Source organism: Peribacillus sp. NPDC058002, from assembly GCF_042886655.1.
In the GTDB taxonomy this organism is placed as follows: Bacteria; Bacillota; Bacilli; order Bacillales; family DSM-1321; genus Peribacillus; species Peribacillus aracenensis.
In genome coordinates, this window is record NZ_JBHVQU010000047.1 from 1 (window position 1) to 20,722 (window position 20,722).

At 41.5% G+C, this 20,722-nt stretch carries 18 protein-coding genes; 17 read left to right on the top strand and 1 reads right to left on the bottom strand.

Going from position 1 to position 20,722, the window contains the following annotated elements; all coding sequences use genetic code 11:
- The 14 genes from ACFVSH_RS11185 to ACFVSH_RS11250 form a co-directional block, all read left to right on the top strand.
- A partial coding sequence (locus ACFVSH_RS11185; protein WP_483878301.1) for an ATP-binding protein occupies positions 1-768 on the top strand: 768 nt, incomplete at its 5' end.
- A gap of 37 nt (positions 769-805) precedes the next feature.
- Positions 806-1,210, top strand: a complete 405-nt coding sequence (locus ACFVSH_RS11190; RefSeq protein WP_222620245.1) for an Asp23/Gls24 family envelope stress response protein — start codon at positions 806-808, stop codon at positions 1,208-1,210.
- A gap of 449 nt (positions 1,211-1,659) precedes the next feature.
- Positions 1,660-2,052, top strand: a complete 393-nt coding sequence (gene nusB, locus ACFVSH_RS11195) for a transcription antitermination factor NusB (protein ID WP_387597877.1) — start codon at positions 1,660-1,662, stop codon at positions 2,050-2,052.
- A gap of 69 nt (positions 2,053-2,121) precedes the next feature.
- The gene (folD, locus tag ACFVSH_RS11200) at positions 2,122-2,997 is read left to right on the top strand and encodes a bifunctional methylenetetrahydrofolate dehydrogenase/methenyltetrahydrofolate cyclohydrolase FolD (RefSeq protein WP_387705954.1); all 876 of its coding nucleotides are present in this window, start codon (positions 2,122-2,124) and stop codon (positions 2,995-2,997) included.
- Between the two features lie 146 nt (positions 2,998-3,143).
- Positions 3,144-4,496: an exodeoxyribonuclease VII large subunit gene (gene xseA / locus ACFVSH_RS11205; protein ID WP_260284664.1), complete on the top strand. Its 1,353-nt coding sequence runs from the start codon at positions 3,144-3,146 to the stop codon at positions 4,494-4,496.
- Positions 4,493-4,726: an exodeoxyribonuclease VII small subunit gene (locus ACFVSH_RS11210; RefSeq protein WP_034308286.1), complete on the top strand. Its 234-nt coding sequence runs from the start codon at positions 4,493-4,495 to the stop codon at positions 4,724-4,726. The genes xseA and ACFVSH_RS11210 overlap by 4 nt, the downstream gene beginning before the upstream one ends.
- Position 4,727: 1 nt before the next feature.
- Positions 4,728-5,621 carry a polyprenyl synthetase family protein gene (locus tag ACFVSH_RS11215; RefSeq protein ID WP_387597871.1) on the top strand — a complete coding sequence of 298 codons (894 nt, stop codon included), beginning with the start codon at positions 4,728-4,730 and terminating at the stop codon, positions 5,619-5,621.
- A gap of 247 nt (positions 5,622-5,868) precedes the next feature.
- Positions 5,869-7,761, top strand: a complete 1,893-nt coding sequence (gene dxs, locus ACFVSH_RS11220) for a 1-deoxy-D-xylulose-5-phosphate synthase (RefSeq protein ID WP_387597868.1) — start codon at positions 5,869-5,871, stop codon at positions 7,759-7,761.
- Between the two features lie 4 nt (positions 7,762-7,765).
- Positions 7,766-8,593 carry a TlyA family RNA methyltransferase gene (locus ACFVSH_RS11225; RefSeq protein ID WP_387597865.1) on the top strand — a complete coding sequence of 276 codons (828 nt, stop codon included), beginning with the start codon at positions 7,766-7,768 and terminating at the stop codon, positions 8,591-8,593.
- A 327-nt stretch (positions 8,594-8,920) separates the two neighbouring features.
- Entirely contained in the window at positions 8,921-9,370 is a 450-nt protein-coding gene (gene ahrC, locus ACFVSH_RS11230; RefSeq protein ID WP_034308279.1) for a transcriptional regulator AhrC/ArgR, read from the top strand.
- Between the two features lie 22 nt (positions 9,371-9,392).
- Complete coding sequence (recN, locus tag ACFVSH_RS11235) at positions 9,393-11,108, top strand: DNA repair protein RecN (RefSeq protein WP_387597862.1); 1,716 nt, start codon at positions 9,393-9,395, stop codon at positions 11,106-11,108.
- Between the two features lie 161 nt (positions 11,109-11,269).
- Complete coding sequence (gene spoIVB / locus ACFVSH_RS11240; RefSeq protein WP_260284659.1) at positions 11,270-12,562, top strand: SpoIVB peptidase; 1,293 nt, start codon at positions 11,270-11,272, stop codon at positions 12,560-12,562.
- 330 nt (positions 12,563-12,892) lie between these two features.
- A complete protein-coding gene (spo0A, locus tag ACFVSH_RS11245; protein ID WP_192205450.1) occupies positions 12,893-13,684 on the top strand; it encodes a sporulation transcription factor Spo0A in 792 nt (263 codons plus the stop codon).
- Positions 13,685-14,426: 742 nt separating this feature from the next.
- The gene (locus ACFVSH_RS11250) at positions 14,427-15,161 is read left to right on the top strand and encodes a glycerophosphodiester phosphodiesterase (RefSeq protein ID WP_387597856.1); all 735 of its coding nucleotides are present in this window, start codon (positions 14,427-14,429) and stop codon (positions 15,159-15,161) included.
- 43 nt (positions 15,162-15,204) lie between these two features.
- Here ACFVSH_RS11250 and ACFVSH_RS11255 read toward each other — a convergent pair whose 3' ends face one another.
- A complete protein-coding gene (locus ACFVSH_RS11255; RefSeq protein ID WP_192205447.1) occupies positions 15,205-15,441 on the bottom strand; it encodes a DUF2627 domain-containing protein in 237 nt (78 codons plus the stop codon).
- Between the two features lie 205 nt (positions 15,442-15,646).
- Between ACFVSH_RS11255 and ACFVSH_RS11260 the strand changes: the two genes are divergently transcribed.
- The 3 genes from ACFVSH_RS11260 to lpdA all read left to right on the top strand — a co-directional run bounded on the left by ACFVSH_RS11260 (position 15,647) and on the right by lpdA (position 20,722).
- A complete protein-coding gene (locus tag ACFVSH_RS11260; protein ID WP_387597853.1) occupies positions 15,647-17,704 on the top strand; it encodes a sigma 54-interacting transcriptional regulator in 2,058 nt (685 codons plus the stop codon).
- A 366-nt stretch (positions 17,705-18,070) separates the two neighbouring features.
- Positions 18,071-19,168 carry a branched-chain amino acid dehydrogenase gene (gene bcd / locus ACFVSH_RS11265; protein WP_260284656.1) on the top strand — a complete coding sequence of 366 codons (1,098 nt, stop codon included), beginning with the start codon at positions 18,071-18,073 and terminating at the stop codon, positions 19,166-19,168.
- A 132-nt stretch (positions 19,169-19,300) separates the two neighbouring features.
- Positions 19,301-20,722, top strand: a complete 1,422-nt coding sequence (lpdA, locus tag ACFVSH_RS11270; RefSeq protein WP_387597849.1) for a dihydrolipoyl dehydrogenase — start codon at positions 19,301-19,303, stop codon at positions 20,720-20,722.

A 20,722-nucleotide genomic window follows, 5' to 3' on the forward strand; every position in this document is an offset into this window, starting at 1 on the left:
GGCGTGTATATTGAAAAGTTCATCGAGGACTTCCGTCACGTTGAAATACAGGTCATGGCAGATAATCATGGCAACGCCATCCATTTAGGTGAGCGTGATTGTACGGTCCAACGACGTTTGCAAAAACTTGTTGAAGAAACCCCGTCACCAGCGTTGGATGGTGAAACACGTGCGGAAATGGGGCAGGCGGCAGTGACGGCTGCACTTGCCGTTAATTATTCAGGTGCCGGAACAGTAGAATTTATTTATGACTATGTGAATAGAAAATACTACTTTATGGAAATGAATACACGTATCCAGGTTGAACACCCAGTTACGGAAATGGTAACGGGCGTGGATTTGATTAAAGAACAGATCAAAGTTGCTTCAGGTAATAAACTATCGCTTTCACAAGAAGATGTCACTTTTAACGGATGGTCTATCGAATGCCGGATAAATGCGGAAAATCCAGAAAAGAATTTCATGCCTTCCGCAGGTAAGATTCAAATGTATTTACCGCCAGGCGGCTACGGAGTTCGTGTGGATTCCGCGGCATACCCTGGGTACTCGATACCGCCGTATTACGATTCCATGATCGCTAAATTGATCGTCCATGCATCGACTAGAGAAGAGGCGATCGAGAAGATGAAACGCGCCTTAGGTGAGTTTGTCATTGAAGGGATCAGTACCACAATTCCTTTCCATATTAAGTTACTTCAACATGAACAATTTGTTTCCGGGGAATTTAATACCAAATTCCTTGAAATATATGATGTAATGAACTCATAATGTAAAGGAAGACAGGAGGTGCTTTTGAATGAGTGAAATGGAAGGCCAATTACTGGAAATGAATGATTATAATAGTGGGCTGGGCAAAGTGGAGATTGCGCCTGAGGTAATAGAGGTGATTGCGGGTATCGCTGCATCTGAAGTTGAAGGTGTTGCACATATGCGCGGGAATTTCGCTACGGGTGTTGTTGAAAAGCTTGGTAAAAAGAACCACGGTAAAGGTGTTAAAGTGGACTTAACGGGAGAATCCATCAAAGTCGAACTTTATTGTGTCATGAAGTTTGGTGTTTCAATTCCGAAAGTTGCTCAGGAAGTGCAAGATAACATTCGTGAAGCTTTGTTGAATATGACCGCCATCGACGCTGGCGAAGTGAACATTCATGTAGTGGGCATTGCGTTTGAAAACGCTAAGCAAGAAGCGGATTACGAACAAGAAGTGTAAGTGTTCATTCGATTCACACCTGCAAAAACCCGGCAAAAAGCCGGGTTTTTGTTTTTTTGAATGTATACTCCGTGATACCCCTAATTTGGAGCCTGCTTATAATATTAAATTTAAATGAACATAATAAAGCGGTGTCTGGAAGTTTCCCTTTAATTCAAGGGTGATTTCTGTTAGAGTGTAAAAGGTGAAATATGAGCATGAAAGCTAGGCATGAGCTTTTTGACACTTTCAAAAAGTATGGGACTGTGTTGGCCGTTTAATTGGAAAGTAATCTTGAGATGTTATCTTGATTCAAGATATTGAACCCTTTTGGCCTTGAATTTAGTGGGATTTAGCTTGATTTTTTTAAAAAAATAGCGAAAATCTTAATATTTTTGAAAAAATGTTATTTAATGTTCGTTTGTTCTAGCATTTTCATATATAATAGTAGATGTTAAAGGAGTAAGATTATGAAAAGAAGAGAAGCCCGTGAAAAATCCCTTCAAGCACTATATCAGATAGATATTGCCAACTCGAATGCAGAAGAAGCAATGGAAAGCGTATTGGATGGTGCTCCAACTGATGAATATTTCAGGAAATTAGTAATGGGGATATCGGAAAATCGAGAACAAATTGATGGAATGATCAGGGACAATTTAGAGAATTGGACGTTGGAAAGACTGGCGAACATTGATCGGAATTTACTGCGGATCGCGGTTTATGAAATGGTTCACAGTGAAGATGTTCCTGTAAGTGTTGCAATGAATGAAGCTATTGAAATTGCTAAGAAATTCGGTGATGATCAATCGAGCAGCTTTGTAAATGCCGTTTTATCCAAGGTAAAGGTGAAAAGCGGCAGCTAAAGTTGCAGCCTTGAACAAGGATTCTCGCAGCAATTTCTTTAGCAAAATTAACTTGGGAGGAATAAACACATGTCAGCTCAAATCATTAATGGTAAAGAAATTGCAGAGTCAGTTAGGCAGGACATCAGTAAGGAAGTTCAACAATTACGTGAAAAAAATATCGTTCCGGGTTTGGCTGTAATCCTGGTGGGTGACAATCAAGCATCACAAACTTATGTGCGCAATAAGCAAAAGGCCTGTGAGGATTTGGGCATGCATTCTGTATTGATTAAAAAGCCTGAGGAGCTATCGCAGGAGGAATTAATTCAGAGCATTGCTGAATTAAACCAGGATGACAGCATTCATGGTATATTGGTGCAGCTGCCATTGCCTGGACATATTCAGGAAAAAGCGATCATTGAAGCGATTTCGCCTGAAAAGGATGTTGATGGATTCCACCCGATTAATATTGGGCGGATGATGACGGGGCAAGATGCCTTTTTACCTTGTACTCCATACGGCGTCATGGTGATGCTTGAGTATATCGACTATGACCTTGAAGGTAAGCATGTTGTCATCGTAGGGAGAAGTAATATCGTCGGAAAACCAGCTGGACAATTATTTTTAAATGCAAATGCAACCGTTACATACTGTCATTCACGGACAAAGGATCTTGCCTATTATACAAAGCAAGCCGATGTCGTTGTGGCAGCAGTCGGAAAGAGGGACACGATTACGAGTGACCATATTAAAGAAGGCGCAGTCGTCATTGACGTCGGAATGAACAGGAATGATGAAGGGAAGCTTTGCGGTGATGTGGCGTTTGATGAAGTGAAAAATAAGGCTTCATACATTACACCTGTTCCTAAAGGCGTTGGTCCAATGACGATTACCATGCTTATGAAGAATACGGTCAAATCTGCTCAAAAAGCACATGAACAGTACGAGCAAGCAATAAAAAGCTGAAAAAACGTTAAATTATTTTAAAGAAGCGGACCTCTTGTTTTATAATAACGGGAGACCGCTTTTTTCCATTCATGGATTGATCAAGTTTCAAGTGTAATCTATAGCGGTTTTCTTTATATCCGATTTCCATCGGAAGGAGACATGATATGAGCAACCAACAATATTTGAGTGTGTCGGCTTTAACGAAGTACATCAAAAGGAAGTTCGATGCCGACCCCCATTTGCAAAATGTATACATAAAAGGTGAAATTTCGAATTTCAAACAACATACAAGCGGACATATGTATTTTACTTTAAAGGATGAGAAAGCCCGACTCCTCTCCGTTATGTTTGCCGCCAATAATAAAGGGATGAAATTCCTGCCCGAAAATGGCATGAAGGTACTTGTTAAGGGTGATATATCATTATATGAAGCAGGGGGACAGTATCAGCTTTATGTGAAAAGCATGGCCCCTGATGGTGTGGGGGATTTGTATCTTGCCTATGAACAGCTGAAGAAAAAGCTGGAGGCGGCAGGTTTGTTTTTGGCCGAACACAAGAAGCCGATCCCGCAGTACCCTAAGTCTGTAGGTGTCATAACATCGCCGACCGGAGCGGCATTAAGGGATATCCTGATAACCATCAAGCGGAGATATCCAATTGCCAGGATCATCGTTTATCCAGCCCTTGTACAAGGGAATAATGCAGCTAAATCGATTGCCAAGGCAATTTCCATGGCTAACGCAAGGGCGGAAAGCGATGTTCTCATTGTCGGAAGGGGCGGCGGATCGATCGAGGAACTATGGGCGTTTAATGAGGAGATTGTGGCTGAATCGATTTATGATTCCGATATACCGGTAATTTCTGCTGTCGGTCACGAAACCGACTTTACAATTGCTGATTTTGTCGCCGATATGCGTGCACCTACACCGACTGGTGCAGCAGAGTTAGCGGTTCCTCACTTGAATGAAATACTCGAACGCCTGATGAACCGCAAGAACCGATTGACCCGCTCCATTCAAGAAGCGGTGAATTTTGAACGAACCCGGTTGACCAGGATGGAGAGGTCTTATGCCTTCCGTTATCCACATAAAATGTATGAACAGAAGCTGGAACAGCTCGACAAGACGATGGACAGGCTAGGAAGGACCAGCACCCGGTATTTCATGAAAAAGAGAGATGAGCTGAATCAGCTGAACGATATTCTGAAAAAACAGCATCCTGAACAAGCGGTGCAAAATGCGAAAGATGAATTACAGCAGCATGCAAAGGTTTTACGTAGGGCCATGGAAGCCATCTATCGGCAAAAATCACAGCAGTTCGTCCATATAACTGCCACTTTATCTGCCCTAAGTCCACTAAAAATCATGGAACGGGGTTATGGATTGGTTTTTGCTGAGGATGAGACATTGGTGAAAAGTACACAGCAAGTATCCAAAGGGGATAAGATAGCGGTTTCGATAAAAGATGGAACACTTGAATGTGAAATTAAAGAAATAAAGGAGCGGATTGAACCATGACAAAAAAACAGGAAGCTACATTTGAAGAAGCGATGGAGAATCTCGAAAAAATTGTAGAGCAATTGGAAGAAGGCGATGTACCGTTGGAAGAAGCCATCTCCATATATAAACAAGGAATGGATTTATCAAGGCTTTGCCATTCAAAGCTTAAGGCTGTTGAAGATCAGTTGACTCAAATTTTACGCGAAGATGGGGAACTTGAAAACTTCGCTGTACAGGAGGAAGAATGACATGGGTACAGAGTCCTTTGAAATGTTTTCTAAAGAATATAAGGCGATTATAGAACGGGAAATCGTGGAATATGTCAATAAACTTAAAGCTCCGGCAGTGGTCAAAGAAGCCATGGTCTATTCACTGGAGGCAGGAGGTAAACGGATTCGCCCGTTATTGGTCTTTGCCGTTCTGGAGGCCTTTGGAAAAAACTTGAGGATGGGGATTCCTGCAGCGGCTGCCATTGAAATGATTCATACATATTCTTTGATTCATGATGATCTTCCGGCGATGGATGATGATGATCTCCGCCGCGGAAAACCGACGAACCATAAAGTGTTCGGTGAAGCGGTAGCAATACTGGCAGGTGATGCGCTTCTTACATATAGCTTTCAATTGGTGACGGATATGATCGATCCCGAGGTGACGGCTGAAATGAAGCTGAACCTGGTAAGTGAAATTGCGAATTCTGCCGGAGCCGAAGGAATGGTTGGAGGTCAAGTTGCGGATATGGAAGGTGAAAATAAACAGTTGACCCTTCAGGAATTGGAGTATATACATGAACATAAAACAGGGAAGTTATTGACTGCAAGCATCCTTTCCGGTGCTATATTAGCCGGGGCGAATGAAGAACAGCAACTGCATTTACGTGACTTTGCATACCACCTGGGGCTTGCTTTTCAAATTCGCGATGATATCCTGGATATTGAAGGGACGGTCGAGTTGATCGGCAAGCCGGTTGGCAGTGATGTGGGGAATCATAAAAGTACATATCCATCTTTACTTACGCTTCAAGGGGCAAAGGAAAAGTTGGAACATCATATAGAACTTGCCCATGCCGCTTTAGGAAAAACAACCTTACAAACGGGTTTGTTGAACGATCTAACTGATTTAATAGCGAACCGTAATCATTGATTGTGGCTAAATTTGTTATCAATTGAGGTTTTATGGTATACTCATTGTGCAAAAATATGTGAAAATCAAAATGAATTTTTTTATTGAGATACGTGATAAAATAGGTATGATAAGCCGCCGAAATCACCTGGGTGTTGGCGGCTATTTTTTAACTTAAAACCAATTTTTCGGTCTAGTCATCCATTCCTCTTTAATGAGGCTTTGTTTATGCTTACAACCGAAAATTACAGAAAGTGAGTGGTCCTGTTTGGATCTTCTATCTATAAAAGACCCTTCTTTTTTGAAGAAGATGAATAATGAAGAACTTGTTGAGTTAAGTGTGGAAGTACGTAAATTTCTTGTGGAAAAATTATCGGTGACGGGTGGGCATATTGGGCCCAATTTAGGTGTCGTCGAGTTGACTATAGCCTTGCATAAAGAATTCGACAGTCCGAATGATAAAATTTTATGGGATGTCGGACATCAATCCTATGTCCATAAAATCCTGACTGGCAGAGCAGGAGAGTTCGACACCTTAAAGAAATATAAAGGTCTTTGCGGTTTTCCGAAAATGATTGAAAGCCCCCATGATGTTTGGGAAACAGGTCACAGTTCGACTTCCCTTTCAGCTGCAATGGGAATGGCGGCTGCCCGTGATATCAAAGGTGAAAGCAGTTTTATTCTGCCTGTAATCGGGGACGGTGCACTAACAGGCGGAATGGCGCTTGAAGCGTTGAACCATATCGGTGATGAAAAAAAGGACATGATCGTTATCCTGAATGATAATGAAATGTCCATAGCCCCTAACGTAGGTGCTTTACACACGATATTGGGAAGATTGCGGACAGCAGGTAAATATAACTGGGCAAAAGATGAATTGGAGCTGCTTTTGAAAAAAATACCTGCAGTCGGTGGCAAACTTGCAGCTACAGCTGAACGCTTGAAGGATAGCATGAAGTACTTATTGGTCTCAGGAATCTTTTTCGAAGAGCTTGGTTTCACATACCTTGGACCGGTAGATGGTCATAATTATGAAGAATTGCTGGAGAATTTAAGATATGCCAAGAAAACGAAGGGACCTGTACTGTTGCATGTCATCACCAAAAAGGGCAAAGGATATTCACCTGCCGAATTGGATACAACAGGGAACTGGCATGGGACAGGTCCATATAAGATCGAGACTGGCGATTTCGTGAAATCCCCTAGTAAAGGTCCTGCTTGGAGCGCTCTTGTAAGTGATACTGTCAGCAGGCTGGCTCGTGACGATGAGCGGATTGTCGCGATTACACCTGCAATGCCCGTAGGATCGAAGTTGGTGGGCTTTTCTCAAGAGTTCCCAGAGCGTTTCTATGATGTAGGGATTGCCGAGCAGCATGCTGCAACTTTTGCTGCAGGATTGGCAACGCAAAAAATGAAACCTTTCCTGGCTATTTATTCAACCTTCCTGCAAAGAGCTTATGACCAGGTCGTTCATGATATCTGCCGTCAAAATTTGAACGTATTCATAGGGATCGATCGTGCCGGATTGGTCGGTTCCGATGGTGAAACGCATCAAGGCGTTTTCGATATTGCTTTCTTACGCCATGTTCCGAATATGGTGTTGATGATGCCTAAAGATGAAAACGAAGGCCAGCATATGGTCAATACAGCCTTAAACTATAATGATGGTCCGATTGCTATGCGTTTCCCTCGTGGGAATGGTTGGGGAGTTGTGATGGATACCGAATTAAAGCAGATTCCAATCGGTTCGTGGGAAGTTCTTAAAGAAGGAACGGATGCTGCGATCTTAACGTTCGGAACAACGATTCCCATGGCTCTTGAAGCGGCAGAACTGCTGGAGAAAGACGATTATTCAGTTAAGGTGATCAATGCCCGGTTCATTAAGCCTTTGGATGAGAACATGTTAAGCAGTCTCCTTGGTGAAAAAATGCCAATCTTGACAATAGAAGAAGCTGTACTTCAAGGTGGTTTTGGTAGTTCTGTACTTGAATATGCCCATGATCAAGGATTTTATGGGGCAATTATAGATCGAATGGGAATACCTGATTATTTCATTGAACATGGAAGTGTCGATGAACTTCTTGAAGAAATCGGTTTAACGACTGAGACAGCCATCAAAAAGATTAAAATGATAACACCCAAAAAAGAAAAAAGGGCCTGACAATATGAAAGTGATGAAAGAAAGAGTAGATGTATTACTTGTAGAACAAGGCCTGGCCGATACACGTGAAAAAGCGAAGCGTATGGTTATGGCAGGTCTTGTCTACGCGAATGAAGAAAGGTACGAAAAACCGGGGGAAAAAGTACCGGTCGATCTCGAATTTACGATCAAAGGAAAAGTCATGCCTTATGTTTCAAGAGGCGGTCTAAAACTTGAGAAGGCATTAAGGGAATTCGATTTACAAGTGAATGGAAAAATACTGCTTGATATAGGTTCATCAACTGGTGGGTTCACGGATTGTGCTTTGCAAAATGGCGCCATAATGTCTTATGCGCTTGATGTCGGCTATAATCAGCTTGCCTGGAAGCTTAGACAGGATGAGCGGGTAAAAGTAATGGAACGGACCAATTTCCGTTATGTTACACCCGCCGATCTCGATGGGGAGATGCCAAACTTTGCAAGCATTGATGTTTCTTTCATCTCGCTTACGTTAATTTTACCGGTGCTAAAGACCTTGCTCGTCCCGAATAGTGATGTCGTTGCCTTGGTTAAACCGCAATTCGAAGCTGGGAAGGATCAAGTGGGGAAAAAGGGGATTGTTCGTGATCCCAAAATCCATAAACAAGTGTTGGATAAGATCATTTCTTTTTCTATAAAGGAAGGCTATGATATTAAGGATGCTTCCTTCTCGCCGATTACCGGCGGTGATGGGAATATTGAATTCTTACTTCATTTACACTGGCAAGGCTCAAAGGAAGTTGGAACGATATTGCTTTCGAAAACGGTTGATGACATCGTTGGAGAGGCCCATGCCCAATTTAAAAAAGAATAGCTAGAACTTTGTATGGGCTCCTTTGGCTGAATGGTTGGCTAAAGGAGCTTTTTAACTATACATTGTGCGTCATGTACTTGAATCATTTATCGATGGATACATAAAATAGGTAAGTACAAATAATAGACTTATATTCATTTTTAGAGAAAAAAGTTGTACAATTGCATAAAAATCCGATAACATTAATATTAGCCACTTTCAAAAGCGGCCTATTTGCACGTACTGATGATTGAAGCAATCCCATATTGGGACAGACTGCTTAAGTAAGAAATGAAAGTGAACCATTACCATTAAATGAGCAACAGTTGAGAAGAGGTGCTTCTACTTATGAATAAAGGACAACGACATATAAAAATAAGGGACATTATAACGAATAATGATATCGAAACCCAGGATGAGTTAGTTGAAGAATTGAAATTAGCTGGATACAATGTAACTCAAGCCACTGTTTCTAGGGATATTAAAGAGCTTCACCTTGTAAAAGTGCCTTTAACGGATGGAAGATATAAATACAGTCTGCCGGCCGACCAACGTTTCAATCCACTTCAAAAATTAAAGAGAATCCTTGTCGATGCATTTGTGCGCATTGACTCAGCCAATAATTTGCTGGTTATGAAGATGCTTCCAGGTAATGCCCAGGCAATCTGTGCATTGATTGATAATTTAAATTGGCAAGAAATACTCGGAACGATCGGCGGCGACGATACTTGTTTAATTATCTGCCGTTCTGAGGAAGATGCAAAGATCATTTCCGGCAAATTCTTGGACATGCTCTAATAATGTTGTGAGGTGACCTAGTTTGTTAACAGAATTATCGATTAGGAATTTTGCGATCATAGACAGCCTGTCCGTTTCATTTGAGAAAGGCTTGACGGTCTTGACAGGAGAAACAGGGGCAGGGAAGTCAATCATAATAGATGCCGTTCATCTTTTGGTGGGGGGACGTGGTTCTGCAGAGTTCATTCGGCATGGTGAGTCGAAGGCTGAAATAGAAGGATTATTCCAAATTGAAGATGAAAAACACCCCGTCTTTGCCAAAGCGGAAGAGTTTGGCATCGATATGAATGATGGGATGGCGATACTTCGAAGGGATATCTCACTGAGCGGCAAAAGCGTTTGCAGGGTAAACGGAAAGCTTGTAACGATTGCCATCTTACGTGAGATAGGACGGACGTTGATAGATATCCATGGCCAGCATGAACATCAGGAATTAATGGACGAACGACTCCATCTTCCACTGCTCGATCAATTCGGCGGTGAAAAGATCGCATCTGCACTCACTGAATACCAAAAGCTATATAAACGTTATGAAACCGCTTCTAAACAATTGAATGGTTTGAGCCAAAATGAACAGCAAATGGTCCACCGCCTTGATTTGATCCAATTTCAATTCGACGAAATCCAAAAAGCTGATTTGAAATTACGCGAAGATGAGGAATTGATGGAAGAGCGGAAGAAAATTAATAATTTTGAAAAAATCCATGAAGCGCTGCAAACCAGTTATAATGCTTTAAATGGTGAGCAGCATGCAATTGATTGGCTTTCCGTAGCCATGAATAATTTGGAGGAAGCGGCAGGGCTTGATGAAGGTTTAAAGAACAGCTCTGAAACCGTTTCAAATAGCTACTTCCTGCTTGAAGAGGCCGTGTCTAACATCCGTGACCAATTAGACTCTTTGGATTATGATACAGAACGGGTCGAGTTCATTGAAAGTCGCCTTAATGAAATAAATCAATTAAAGCGTAAATACGGGCGGACAATCGAGGAAATCCTGGAATATGGGGCCGCTATTGAAGAAGAAGTCGAAAAACTTCAAAATAGGGAAACCCATATAGCGAAGCTTGAAAAGGAAATGAAATCCATCAAGGCAGATTTAATTGTCGAAGCAAAGAACCTGTCTGAACTTCGCCAGAAATTCGCTCAGCAGCTAACAAAAAAGATTCATCAGGAATTAAAAGATTTATACATGGAAAAGACAATTTTCGAACCACATTTCCTTCAAACGGCCTATACTTTCGATGAATTGTCAGATAGGGGCATCAATCAGTCAGGGCTGGATTCAATGGAATTTTATATTTCCACCAATCCAGGTGAACCATTAAAACCTCTATCTAAAATCGCATCTGGTGGTGAACTGTCGAGGATCATGCTTGCATTGAAAAGCATATTCTCCAAGCACCAAGGCATAACGTCCATTATCTTTGATGAAGTGGACACAGGTGTGAGCGGACGGGTTGCGCAATCCATTGCAGAAAAGATCTATAAAGTGGCAACTGGATCACAAGTACTGTGCATATCCCATTTGCCACAGGTGGCAGCTATGGCGGATACTCACCTTTTCATAGCGAAAAATGTAAGGGCCGGACGCACGAATACCTCGGTAAAGCCGTTAATTGAAACTGAAAAAATAAAAGAAATTGGCAGGATGATTTCAGGAGTAGAGATAACGGATTTGACTAAACAACATGCCAATGAATTAATCCAGCTTGCCAAAAGGCTGAAGATAACATCATGAAGGGCCGGTAAGTAGATTAATTAAACTAATCATAAGCATTCATTGTAAAGCTATCCAAAAACGGATAGCTTTTATTTTTTGCACCTGTTATAAATGACTGTCATGAGGGCTAAATTAAAGGTGTAGCCATTAAGTTTCAGAGAGCGAGGAGAGTGAATGGATTGAAATTTATATGGATAAACAGAATCATCGGTGGAATTCTCCTTGTTTCGCTATTAACATTAGGGTTATACCAGCCATCTCGTGAATATTTTTTAATTCCAAATCATCTTGTACTATTTGAAGGAAGTCAATATAGTATTTCCAAGTCATTGCCTGTTTCTGCAAAAACTTCGAGATCCAGTGATGGAATTTCGCTTCATGATGAACAAGCCTCGATTACACTTGGTGCTGAGAAACCGGGTACGAATGAAGTGTTACTGGATGTAGCAGGCTTGCCTGCCAAAAAGGTCGACATCAGGGTGTTAAAAGATTTTAAGGTCATGCCTGGTGGCCAATCCATTGGAGTAAAGCTTAATACTCTTGGGGTGCTCGTAGTAGGTCATCATCTTATTGATACTGCGCAGGGGAAAAAATCACCGGGAGAAAAAGCGAAAATTGAAATCGGTGATATTATTACAGAAATCAATGGTCAGACGATAAAGAAGATGGGGGATGTAACCCCTTTTGTTCAGCAGGCAGGTGAAAAGGGTGAGGCGTTGAATCTTGTCATTAACCGTGATAATGAAGTGCTCCACAGTACCCTATTACCTCTAAAAGATAAGAATGAAGGAACTTACAAATTGGGTTTGTATATCCGTGATTCGGCAGCTGGTATCGGAACGATGACGTTTTATCACCCGGATTCAAAAAAATATGGGGCGTTGGGACATGTCATATCCGATATGGACACAAAAAAGCCGATTGTTGTTAAGGACGGACAGATTGTTCAATCGACGGTCACATCCATCGAAAAAGGAAGCAATGGTGATCCCGGAGAAAAATTGGCACGCTTTTCTTCTAATAAAGAAAAAATAGGAAATATCAATCGCAATAGCCCCTTTGGAATTTTTGGGAAATTAAATCAAGATTATAAAAATGGAATTAACGACAAGCCACTCCCCATCACCCTTTCCCATGAGGTAAAGGAAGGACCAGCAAAAATCCTTACAGTGGTGGACGGTTCTAAAGTGGAGGAATTCGATGTCGAAATCGTCAGTTCCATACCACAGAAGTTTCCTGCAATTAAAGGTATGGTCATAAAAGTGACGGATAAAGAATTGCTGCAAAAAACAGGTGGGATCGTTCAAGGTATGAGCGGCAGTCCTATCATACAAAATGGGAAATTAATCGGTGCAGTCACACATGTATTCGTTAATGATCCTACAAGTGGGTATGGAGTCCATATCGAATGGATGTTAAACGAAGCCGGTATAAATATATACGACAAAAATAATTTTGAAAAGGCAAGCTAAGAATCCGGGTATCCTTTTGGATGCCCCTTTTTAATGGAAAGTTATGGTTAGCAGAGGTTTTGGGTAGGAATTAAATTTGATTTCTTTAAAAAATAGAGGTTTTTTTGAAACGATGTGATAAAATGATAACGATATGAAGATTTTTCGACAATCGCTTTATTCGAATAGCAAACGAAGTCGAAAACAAGAGATATCCGGAGAATAATATTGAATTCCTTATATTTTTTCAAAAATAAAAGGAATTTAGTTTCCATTGTCGAAAAGTTCAATTACAATAGAATTTAGTCATATAGAAAAAAAGACCAATTGTAGTTGAGGAGGAAATCAAGCGTGAAAAAAATTAAGGTGTGCGTTGTAGATGATAATAGAGAACTTGTTGGCCTTCTGGATGAATACATTTCTGCACAGGAAGACATGGAAGTAATTGGGGTGGCACATAACGGTCAAGATTGCCTGGGGATGCTTGAAAGCGTTGATCCGGATATATTGATCCTCGATATTATCATGCCTCATTTGGATGGGTTAGGTGTACTTGAAAAACTTCGTGAAGTAAAACGGGGTGCTATGCCTAATGTGATTATGCTTACTGCATTTGGTCAAGAAGATGTAACGAAAAAAGCTGTTGATTTGGGTGCGTCTTACTTCATCCTGAAACCATTCGATATGGAAAATCTGGCCAATCACATACGTCAGGTAAGCGGTAAAGGGCAGGCGGTTTTAAAAAATCATAGTCAATTTAGCTATCGTCCCCAAAATGAATCCAAGCCGAAGAACCTCGATGCCAGCATCACAAGCATCATTCACGAGATTGGAGTGCCTGCACATATTAAGGGCTATTTGTATTTAAGGGAAGCGATATCGATGGTATATAATGATATTGAACTATTGGGTTCTATCACCAAAGTTTTATATCCGGATATCGCAAAAAAATACAATACTACGGCCAGCCGTGTCGAACGTGCTATCCGGCATGCGATTGAAGTGGCCTGGAGCCGTGGAAATATAGAATCCATATCATCTCTTTTCGGATATACCGTAAGCATGACTAAGGCAAAACCTACAAATTCCGAATTCATTGCCATGGTTGCCGATAAGCTGCGCCTCGAACATAAAGCTTCTTGACAGGGGTAGGGAAAAACCGGTTGTAAGGATTCAGGGTAACAATTGAACATATAAAGGCTAGAGCCGCTAAATATAAATAGGAACTCTCCGTTCTGGAGGCAAAGGACAGGAAGAAGTTGCTTCTTGATTTTTTCTAATCGGCAACTTCAAAATTTTTACGCCGGTTTAAAAAATTAAACGCCTTTTATTTATTGGATTTTAAAGGAAATCCCATAAATAAAAGGCGTTTTTGTTTGGTCGAAAAAGCGGTACAGATCATTTTAGACGAAGTAGGTAGCAGTGGTTAAAAGATCGGACAGAAAACCAGCGGGAGTTTCCTGAAAGCCGAAAATATCTTCACGGTTGAAAAGAAGGGGAAATTAATCGGGAATCGAATGGAACGGAAAACGTTAATAAAAGTGAAGGGATTTAACCGTGATCTTTTAAAGAAGAATTGAATGAGATTTTGCTTTTATATAAATCAAAAATAATGGAACTTAATCAATGAAGGAAAAGCAGGATGTATATGAAATTTCTCCGGGAAGATTGGGTGAGCAAAGTTTTCAATACGAACAAACATCCCGGATATCCGCTTGCAAATCAAAAGCTTGGAAAAGAAATTGGGTGTTCTGACGAAAGGAACATTCTATGCAGAAAATAATCACCTGCATTTTGATTGAAGGATTGATCTAGATGAAAATAATTTGCTGTTTCTGTTCATAAATTGGGATATAACAATTATTGAGAGAGGCGGCGTTTCATCATGACCTTAATCTTTGCGCATCGAGGCTCTGCAGGTACACATCCGGAAAATACGATGGCGGCGTTCAAAGAAGCTGCCCGTGTCGGGGCGGACGGAATTGAAACGGATGTCCAGCTCTCCAAAGATGGGGAAGTGGTCATCATTCACGATGAAAAGCTCGATCGTACAACGAATGCCTCGGGGTATGTAAAAGAGCGGACCTTGCTGGAGTTAAAAAAACTTAATGCTTCTGCAACCCATAAGGGTAAATTGGGAAAAGAAAAGATTCCGACGCTTGAAGAACTATTTATTTGGCTTTACGATAATCAGCTTTTTTGCAATATTGAATTGAAAAATACTCTTTTTCTGTATCCAGGCTTAGAAGAGAAAGTCATCCGGCTCATCCGTACTTACGAAATGGAGGAAAGGGTAATCCTTTCTTCATTCAATCACTGCAGTTTGGTCAATTGCCACCAATTGGCACCTGAATTGGAAACCGCACCGCTATATAGGGATGGTCTATACATGCCGTGGATATATGCCAAGGCAATAGGCGGTAGTGCGATCCACCCAAATATAAGGGTTGCCCCTGATGCACTAATTCAAGCATCGATGAGTATGGGTGTTCCTGTACGGCCATATACCATTAATAAAGAAGCAGAGATGAAGCGGTTATTCAAACTGGGGTGCAGCGGCATCATTACCGATTTTCCCGAGGAAGCCGTACGAATCAGAGAAGGATTGAAATCAAGATAAAAAAAGAAGGTGCCATATGAGATATGGCACCTTCTATTTACGTTTAAAATTTAGTGAACCTGCTTTGGACCTTATTTTGTTTTCGGTCTCGATGAAGGATGAAGCCGGCGATAAAGGCTATTCCGCCAATCGTTATGAGCAGTCCTATTAAAAATTGCAGCCAAAGGAATGGATAGGGAGGCTGTAAAATACCGAATACCATGTCCCTCATTATTTTTATGCCATAGGCAGCAAAGGCACCAGGTATAAAAAGAATCAAAAAAGCGATTAAACGTTTCATGCGGTCAAATCCCTTCCGAAAATTCCGTCTTTAAAAAATGATAAAGGATATAAATTATTTGTCAAGTTCCGGGAATCAAGATAATGACTGGGAGATGGTGGCTGTTTTTAAAGGGAGCCAATATGGTAAAATGGTTGGGAGTATGAAAAAAATTGCAGGGAACGATCTATTAAAAGGGGTAATTATATCTTAAGGGGGATGGCTCATGCAAAAGGTCATGATAGTAGGGGGAGGAGTGGGAGGGACAACCGTGTTGAAACTCCTCTCGGAAAGTGAAGTATTCTCCATTGTTTGTATGGCTGATACGAATGAATCTGCTGAAGGGATGCTTGCAGCAAATGAACGAAGGATTCCTACAGTGACTGATTGGAGAGTGGGATTGGAGCGGGATTTGGACATCATTTTTGATACGACCGGAGACCCATCTGTCTATAAAAAGATAAAAAGGGACATGGGCGAACAAACGATTCTCATTCCTGGAAGTGTTGCCCTCATTATGACTAAGCTGTTTGAAGAGAAAAATCGATTAATAAGTAAATTGGAGAATGCCTCGGCAAAAATGGACTTGATTCTTAATACGACCAGTGAAGGAATGGTGGTGATTGATCATGAAGGATTCATCATCATGTTCAATGATAGTGCGGAACGTGCATCTGACACAAAGCGTGAAGATGTGATTGGCAGACATATTAAAGATTTCATCCCTTCTACTGGCTTGCTGTCAGTTATGCAAACGAACCAAAAAGAAGTAAATCAGGAAATCACCCTTAGCAATGGGATGGAACTCATAACGACAAGGATCCCTCTTGTGAATGCCGATAAAGAAATCATAGGGGCTTTTTCCATGTTTAGGAATAAAACAGAAGCTGTACAATTGGCAGAGCAGATCACTGATTTAAAAGAGATACAGACGATGCTCCAGGCGATCATTCAATCCAGTGATGAAGCCATATCTGTTGTGGATGAACAAGGCAGGGGGCTTTTGATCAATCCGGCATATACAAGAATCACCGGCTTAACAAAGACCCAAGTTATCGGTAAGCCGGCTTCCATCGATATTTACGAAGGTGAAAGTATGCATATGAAAGTGCTTCAGACAAAAAAGCCTGTTCGGGGTGTCAATATGCGTGTCGGCCCAAAACATAAGGAAGTGATCGTAAATGTTGCTCCAATCATTGTGGATGGGTGCCTGAAAGGGAGCGTTGGCGTCATTCATGATGTATCGGAAATTCAAGCTTTGACCCACGAACTGAATCGGGCAAGACAGATTATCCGGACATTGCAGGCTAAATATTCCTTTGATGATATAATTGGGGCTTCCGAAGAGATGAAGCTTCCCATTGAACAGGCGAAATTATCGGCAAGAACACCTGCTACTGTCTTATTAAGAGGGGAATCAGGGACCGGCAAAGAGTTATTTGCACATGCCATACATAATGCGAGCGATAGGAAATTCAATAAATTCGTACGGGTAAATTGTGCAGCCATCTCGGAATCATTACTTGAAAGTGAACTGTTCGGTTATGATGAAGGAGCCTTTACTGGGGCCAGCAGGGGGGGGAAGGTCGGTTTTTTTGAAGAGGCAAATCAAGGGAGTATCTTTTTGGACGAAATTGGTGAATTGCCAGCCAACATCCAAGCTAAATTACTTCGGGTATTACAAGAAAAGGAAATCATCAGAGTGGGGGGGACGAAGCCAATCCCCATCAATGTCCGGGTAATAGCCGCTACGAATATCAATCTTGAACAGGCCATCGCAAACGGATCATTCAGGGAAGACTTGTATTTCAGGCTGAACCGCATGCCTATTTTCATTGCACCATTAAGAAAGAGAAAAGAAGATTTGAGAGAATTGGCGGAGCATTTGATTAATAAAATCAATCAGGAGTATGGACGGAGCATAGAGGGAATTACAGCAGCAGCTATACATAAAATGCAAATTTACAACTGGCCGGGTAATGTCAGGGAACTGGAAAACATCTTGGGACGGGCAATCATTTTCATGAAATTGAACGAGACGGTCATTGATATACAACATATTCCGGATTTTATCGAAGAGATTCCAGTAAAACAGGAGAAATTATTATTGAAGCCTTCTGGCTACGTATCGGGGAAACCGCTCTCGGAGATAATAGACCAGTATGAAGCCGAAATCATTCAGCAGGCGTTCCATACCCACAAGGGAAATAAAACACTTACGGCAAAAGCGCTGGGGATTTCAGTTAGAAATCTATATTACAAAATTGAAAAACTAAAACTGTGAAAATTTTTGCACGCAAATAATTGCGTACTATGAAAAAAACTGCGTGGAATTTTCTGATTTATTTTAATTTAAGCGAGACTCCACTTCTAACATGAAATTTTTTTGAATTTGTTATAGGCTATAGTTGCCCAACATATTAACCAGCATCTCCTTTATTTGGATAAAAAGGCTCGCATTATGTATTTAATTGGCATGTTATTTGCATATTTAAAAGTGAATGGTTCTTTCACGGGAACCATTCCCCAGTGGGAAAATATCATGCTAGTAGCGGATTTTATTTTAAATGAACGTAGTAACAAGTAAGAATGAGGAGTAATTCAGTGTTCTCATCTGATATGTATTAAAACATCTAGGGAGGATTCCTTTATGGAAATTTTTAAATATCTTGAAAAGTATGATTACGAGCAATTGTTATTCTGTCAGGATAAACAATCGGGTTTAAAAGCGATTATTGCCATTCATGATACGACGTTAGGGCCTGCGCTTGGAGGCACAAGGATGTGGACGTATGCATCTGAAGAAGATGCCATTGAAGATGCCTTAAGGCTTTCAAGAGGAATGACATATAAGAACGCAGCTGCCGGCTTGAATTTAGGCGGGGGAAAAACTGTCATCATCGGCGATCCCCGTAAGGATAAAAATGAAGAAATGTTCCGTGCCTTCGGAAGGTATATACAAGGGCTGAATGGGCGTTATATAACAGCGGAAGATGTAGGTACAACGGTTGAGGATATGGACCTCATTCATGAGGAGACGGATTTTGTCACTGGGATTTCCCCTGCATTCGGTTCTTCGGGGAATCCTTCCCCTGTAACAGCCTATGGGGTATATCGCGGGATGAAAGCTGCTGCGAAAGAGGCATTCGGAACTGATTCTTTAGAAGGCAGGGTGATTGCGGTCCAAGGCGTCGGGAATGTTTCTTATAACTTATGCCGTCACCTTCATGAGGAGGGCGCCCAGCTGATCGTTACGGATATCAATAAAGAAAGCGTGGCCCGTGCGGTTGAATCCTTTGGGGCGACTGCAGTTGATCCTGACGAAATTTATGGAGTCGACTGTGATATCTATGCACCATGTGCATTAGGGGCTGTCATAAATGATCATACAATCAATCAAATCAAGGCGAAGGTCATTGCTGGTGCGGCCAATAATCAATTAAAGGAACCTGTTCATGGCGATCAAATTCATGAAAAAGGTATTATATATGCACCTGATTATGTAATTAATGCAGGTGGAGTCATAAACGTGGCCGATGAGCTTTTAGGATATAATCGGGAAAGAGCCCTTAAGAAAGTGGAAACGGTTTATGATACAATTGAAAGAGTCATCGAGATAGCAAAACGCGATCAAATCCCAACATATAAAGCAGCGGATAGGATGGCAGAGGAGCGAATTGCTCGCATGAGGAATTCAAGGAGCCAATTCTTGCAAAATGAAAAACATATCTTGAATGGAAGAAAATGATTGTAGTTTCACAAGATATAGATTCCTGTGTTTTTTTAATTAAACACAGGAATTTTCAACATGGATAACGTAATAAACATATGCCAAGTAAAAATGGTGACAAATAGTATGTATTTGTGAGGAGGAGTGGTTTTGGCTGAAGATTTTGACCTCGTTATCCTCGGAGGAGGAACTGGCGGGTATGTGGCGGCAATAAGGGCTGCTCAATTAGGATTGAAAACGGCTGTCGTGGAGAAAGGCAAGCTCGGCGGAACGTGTCTACATAAAGGCTGTATCCCTTCGAAAGCACTTTTAAGGAGTGCGGAAGTTTATCAGACTGCAGTGAAAAGTGAGGAATTCGGTATAGTTACCGGGGATGTAAAGGTAGACTTCCTTAAGGTGCAGGAAAGAAAGAATAAAGTGGTCGATCAACTCTATAAAGGTGTTCAGCACTTGATGAAACAAGGAAAGATAACGGTTTATGAAGGGTTAGGGCGTATACTTGGTCCTTCTATATTTTCACCGATGCCTGGGACAATTTCCGTGGAAATGAATAATGGCAGTGAAAATGAAATGCTCATTCCTCAGAATGTCATCATTGCTACCGGTTCGCGTCCGAAGACACTCCCCGGTTTAGCTATTGATGGGGAATTGGTGCTTACATCGGATGAAGCTCTAAAGCTTGAGAGCCTGCCAAAATCAATGATTATTGTAGGCGGTGGAGTTATCGGCATTGAATGGGCTTCGATGCTCAATGATTTTGGTGTGGAAGTGACAGTGCTGGAATATGCAGATAGAATCATCCCGACTGAGGACCATGATATTTCCAGTGAAATGCTTCGTCTCTTAAAGAAAAAAGGCGTCAAATTCGTTATAGGTGCGAAGGTATTGCCTGAAACCCTAAAAACGGATGATTCAGTTACCATTTCTGCAGAAGTCAAGGGTTCGGTGGAGGAGTTCACAGCTGAAAAAATGCTGGTTTCCGTAGGCAGATCAGCTAATGTTGAAGGGATCGGCCTTGAAAATACGGAAATTGTGAAAGAAAAAGGCTTTATTGAAACCAATGACTTCTTCCAAACGAAGGAATCACATATCTATGCAATCGGTGATTGTATTGGCGGTCTCCAGTTGGCTCACGTTGCCTCCCATGAAGGCATTACGGCCGTTGAACATATCGCAGGCCAAAAACCGGAACGGCTGGATTATTCGCTCATTTCAAAATGTGTGTATTCAAGCCCTGAAGCTGCAAGTGTCGGTTTGACGGAAGAACAGGCAAACAAAGAAGGCTATGACCTTAAAATTGGGAAGTTCCCATTCCGTGCAGTTGGTAAGGCCCTTGTATTCGGGGAAGCGGATGGCTTTGTCAAAATCATCGCCGATAAGAGAACGGATGATATACTGGGCGTTCATATGATCGGACCACATGTTACGGATATGATTTCAGAAGCCGGACTTGCAAAAGTGCTTGATGCGACACCTTGGGAAATAGGCAAGACAATTCATCCGCACCCAAGTCTTTCTGAAGCAATCGGAGAGGCGGCACTTGCTGTCGATGGACGTGCCATTCATTCATAA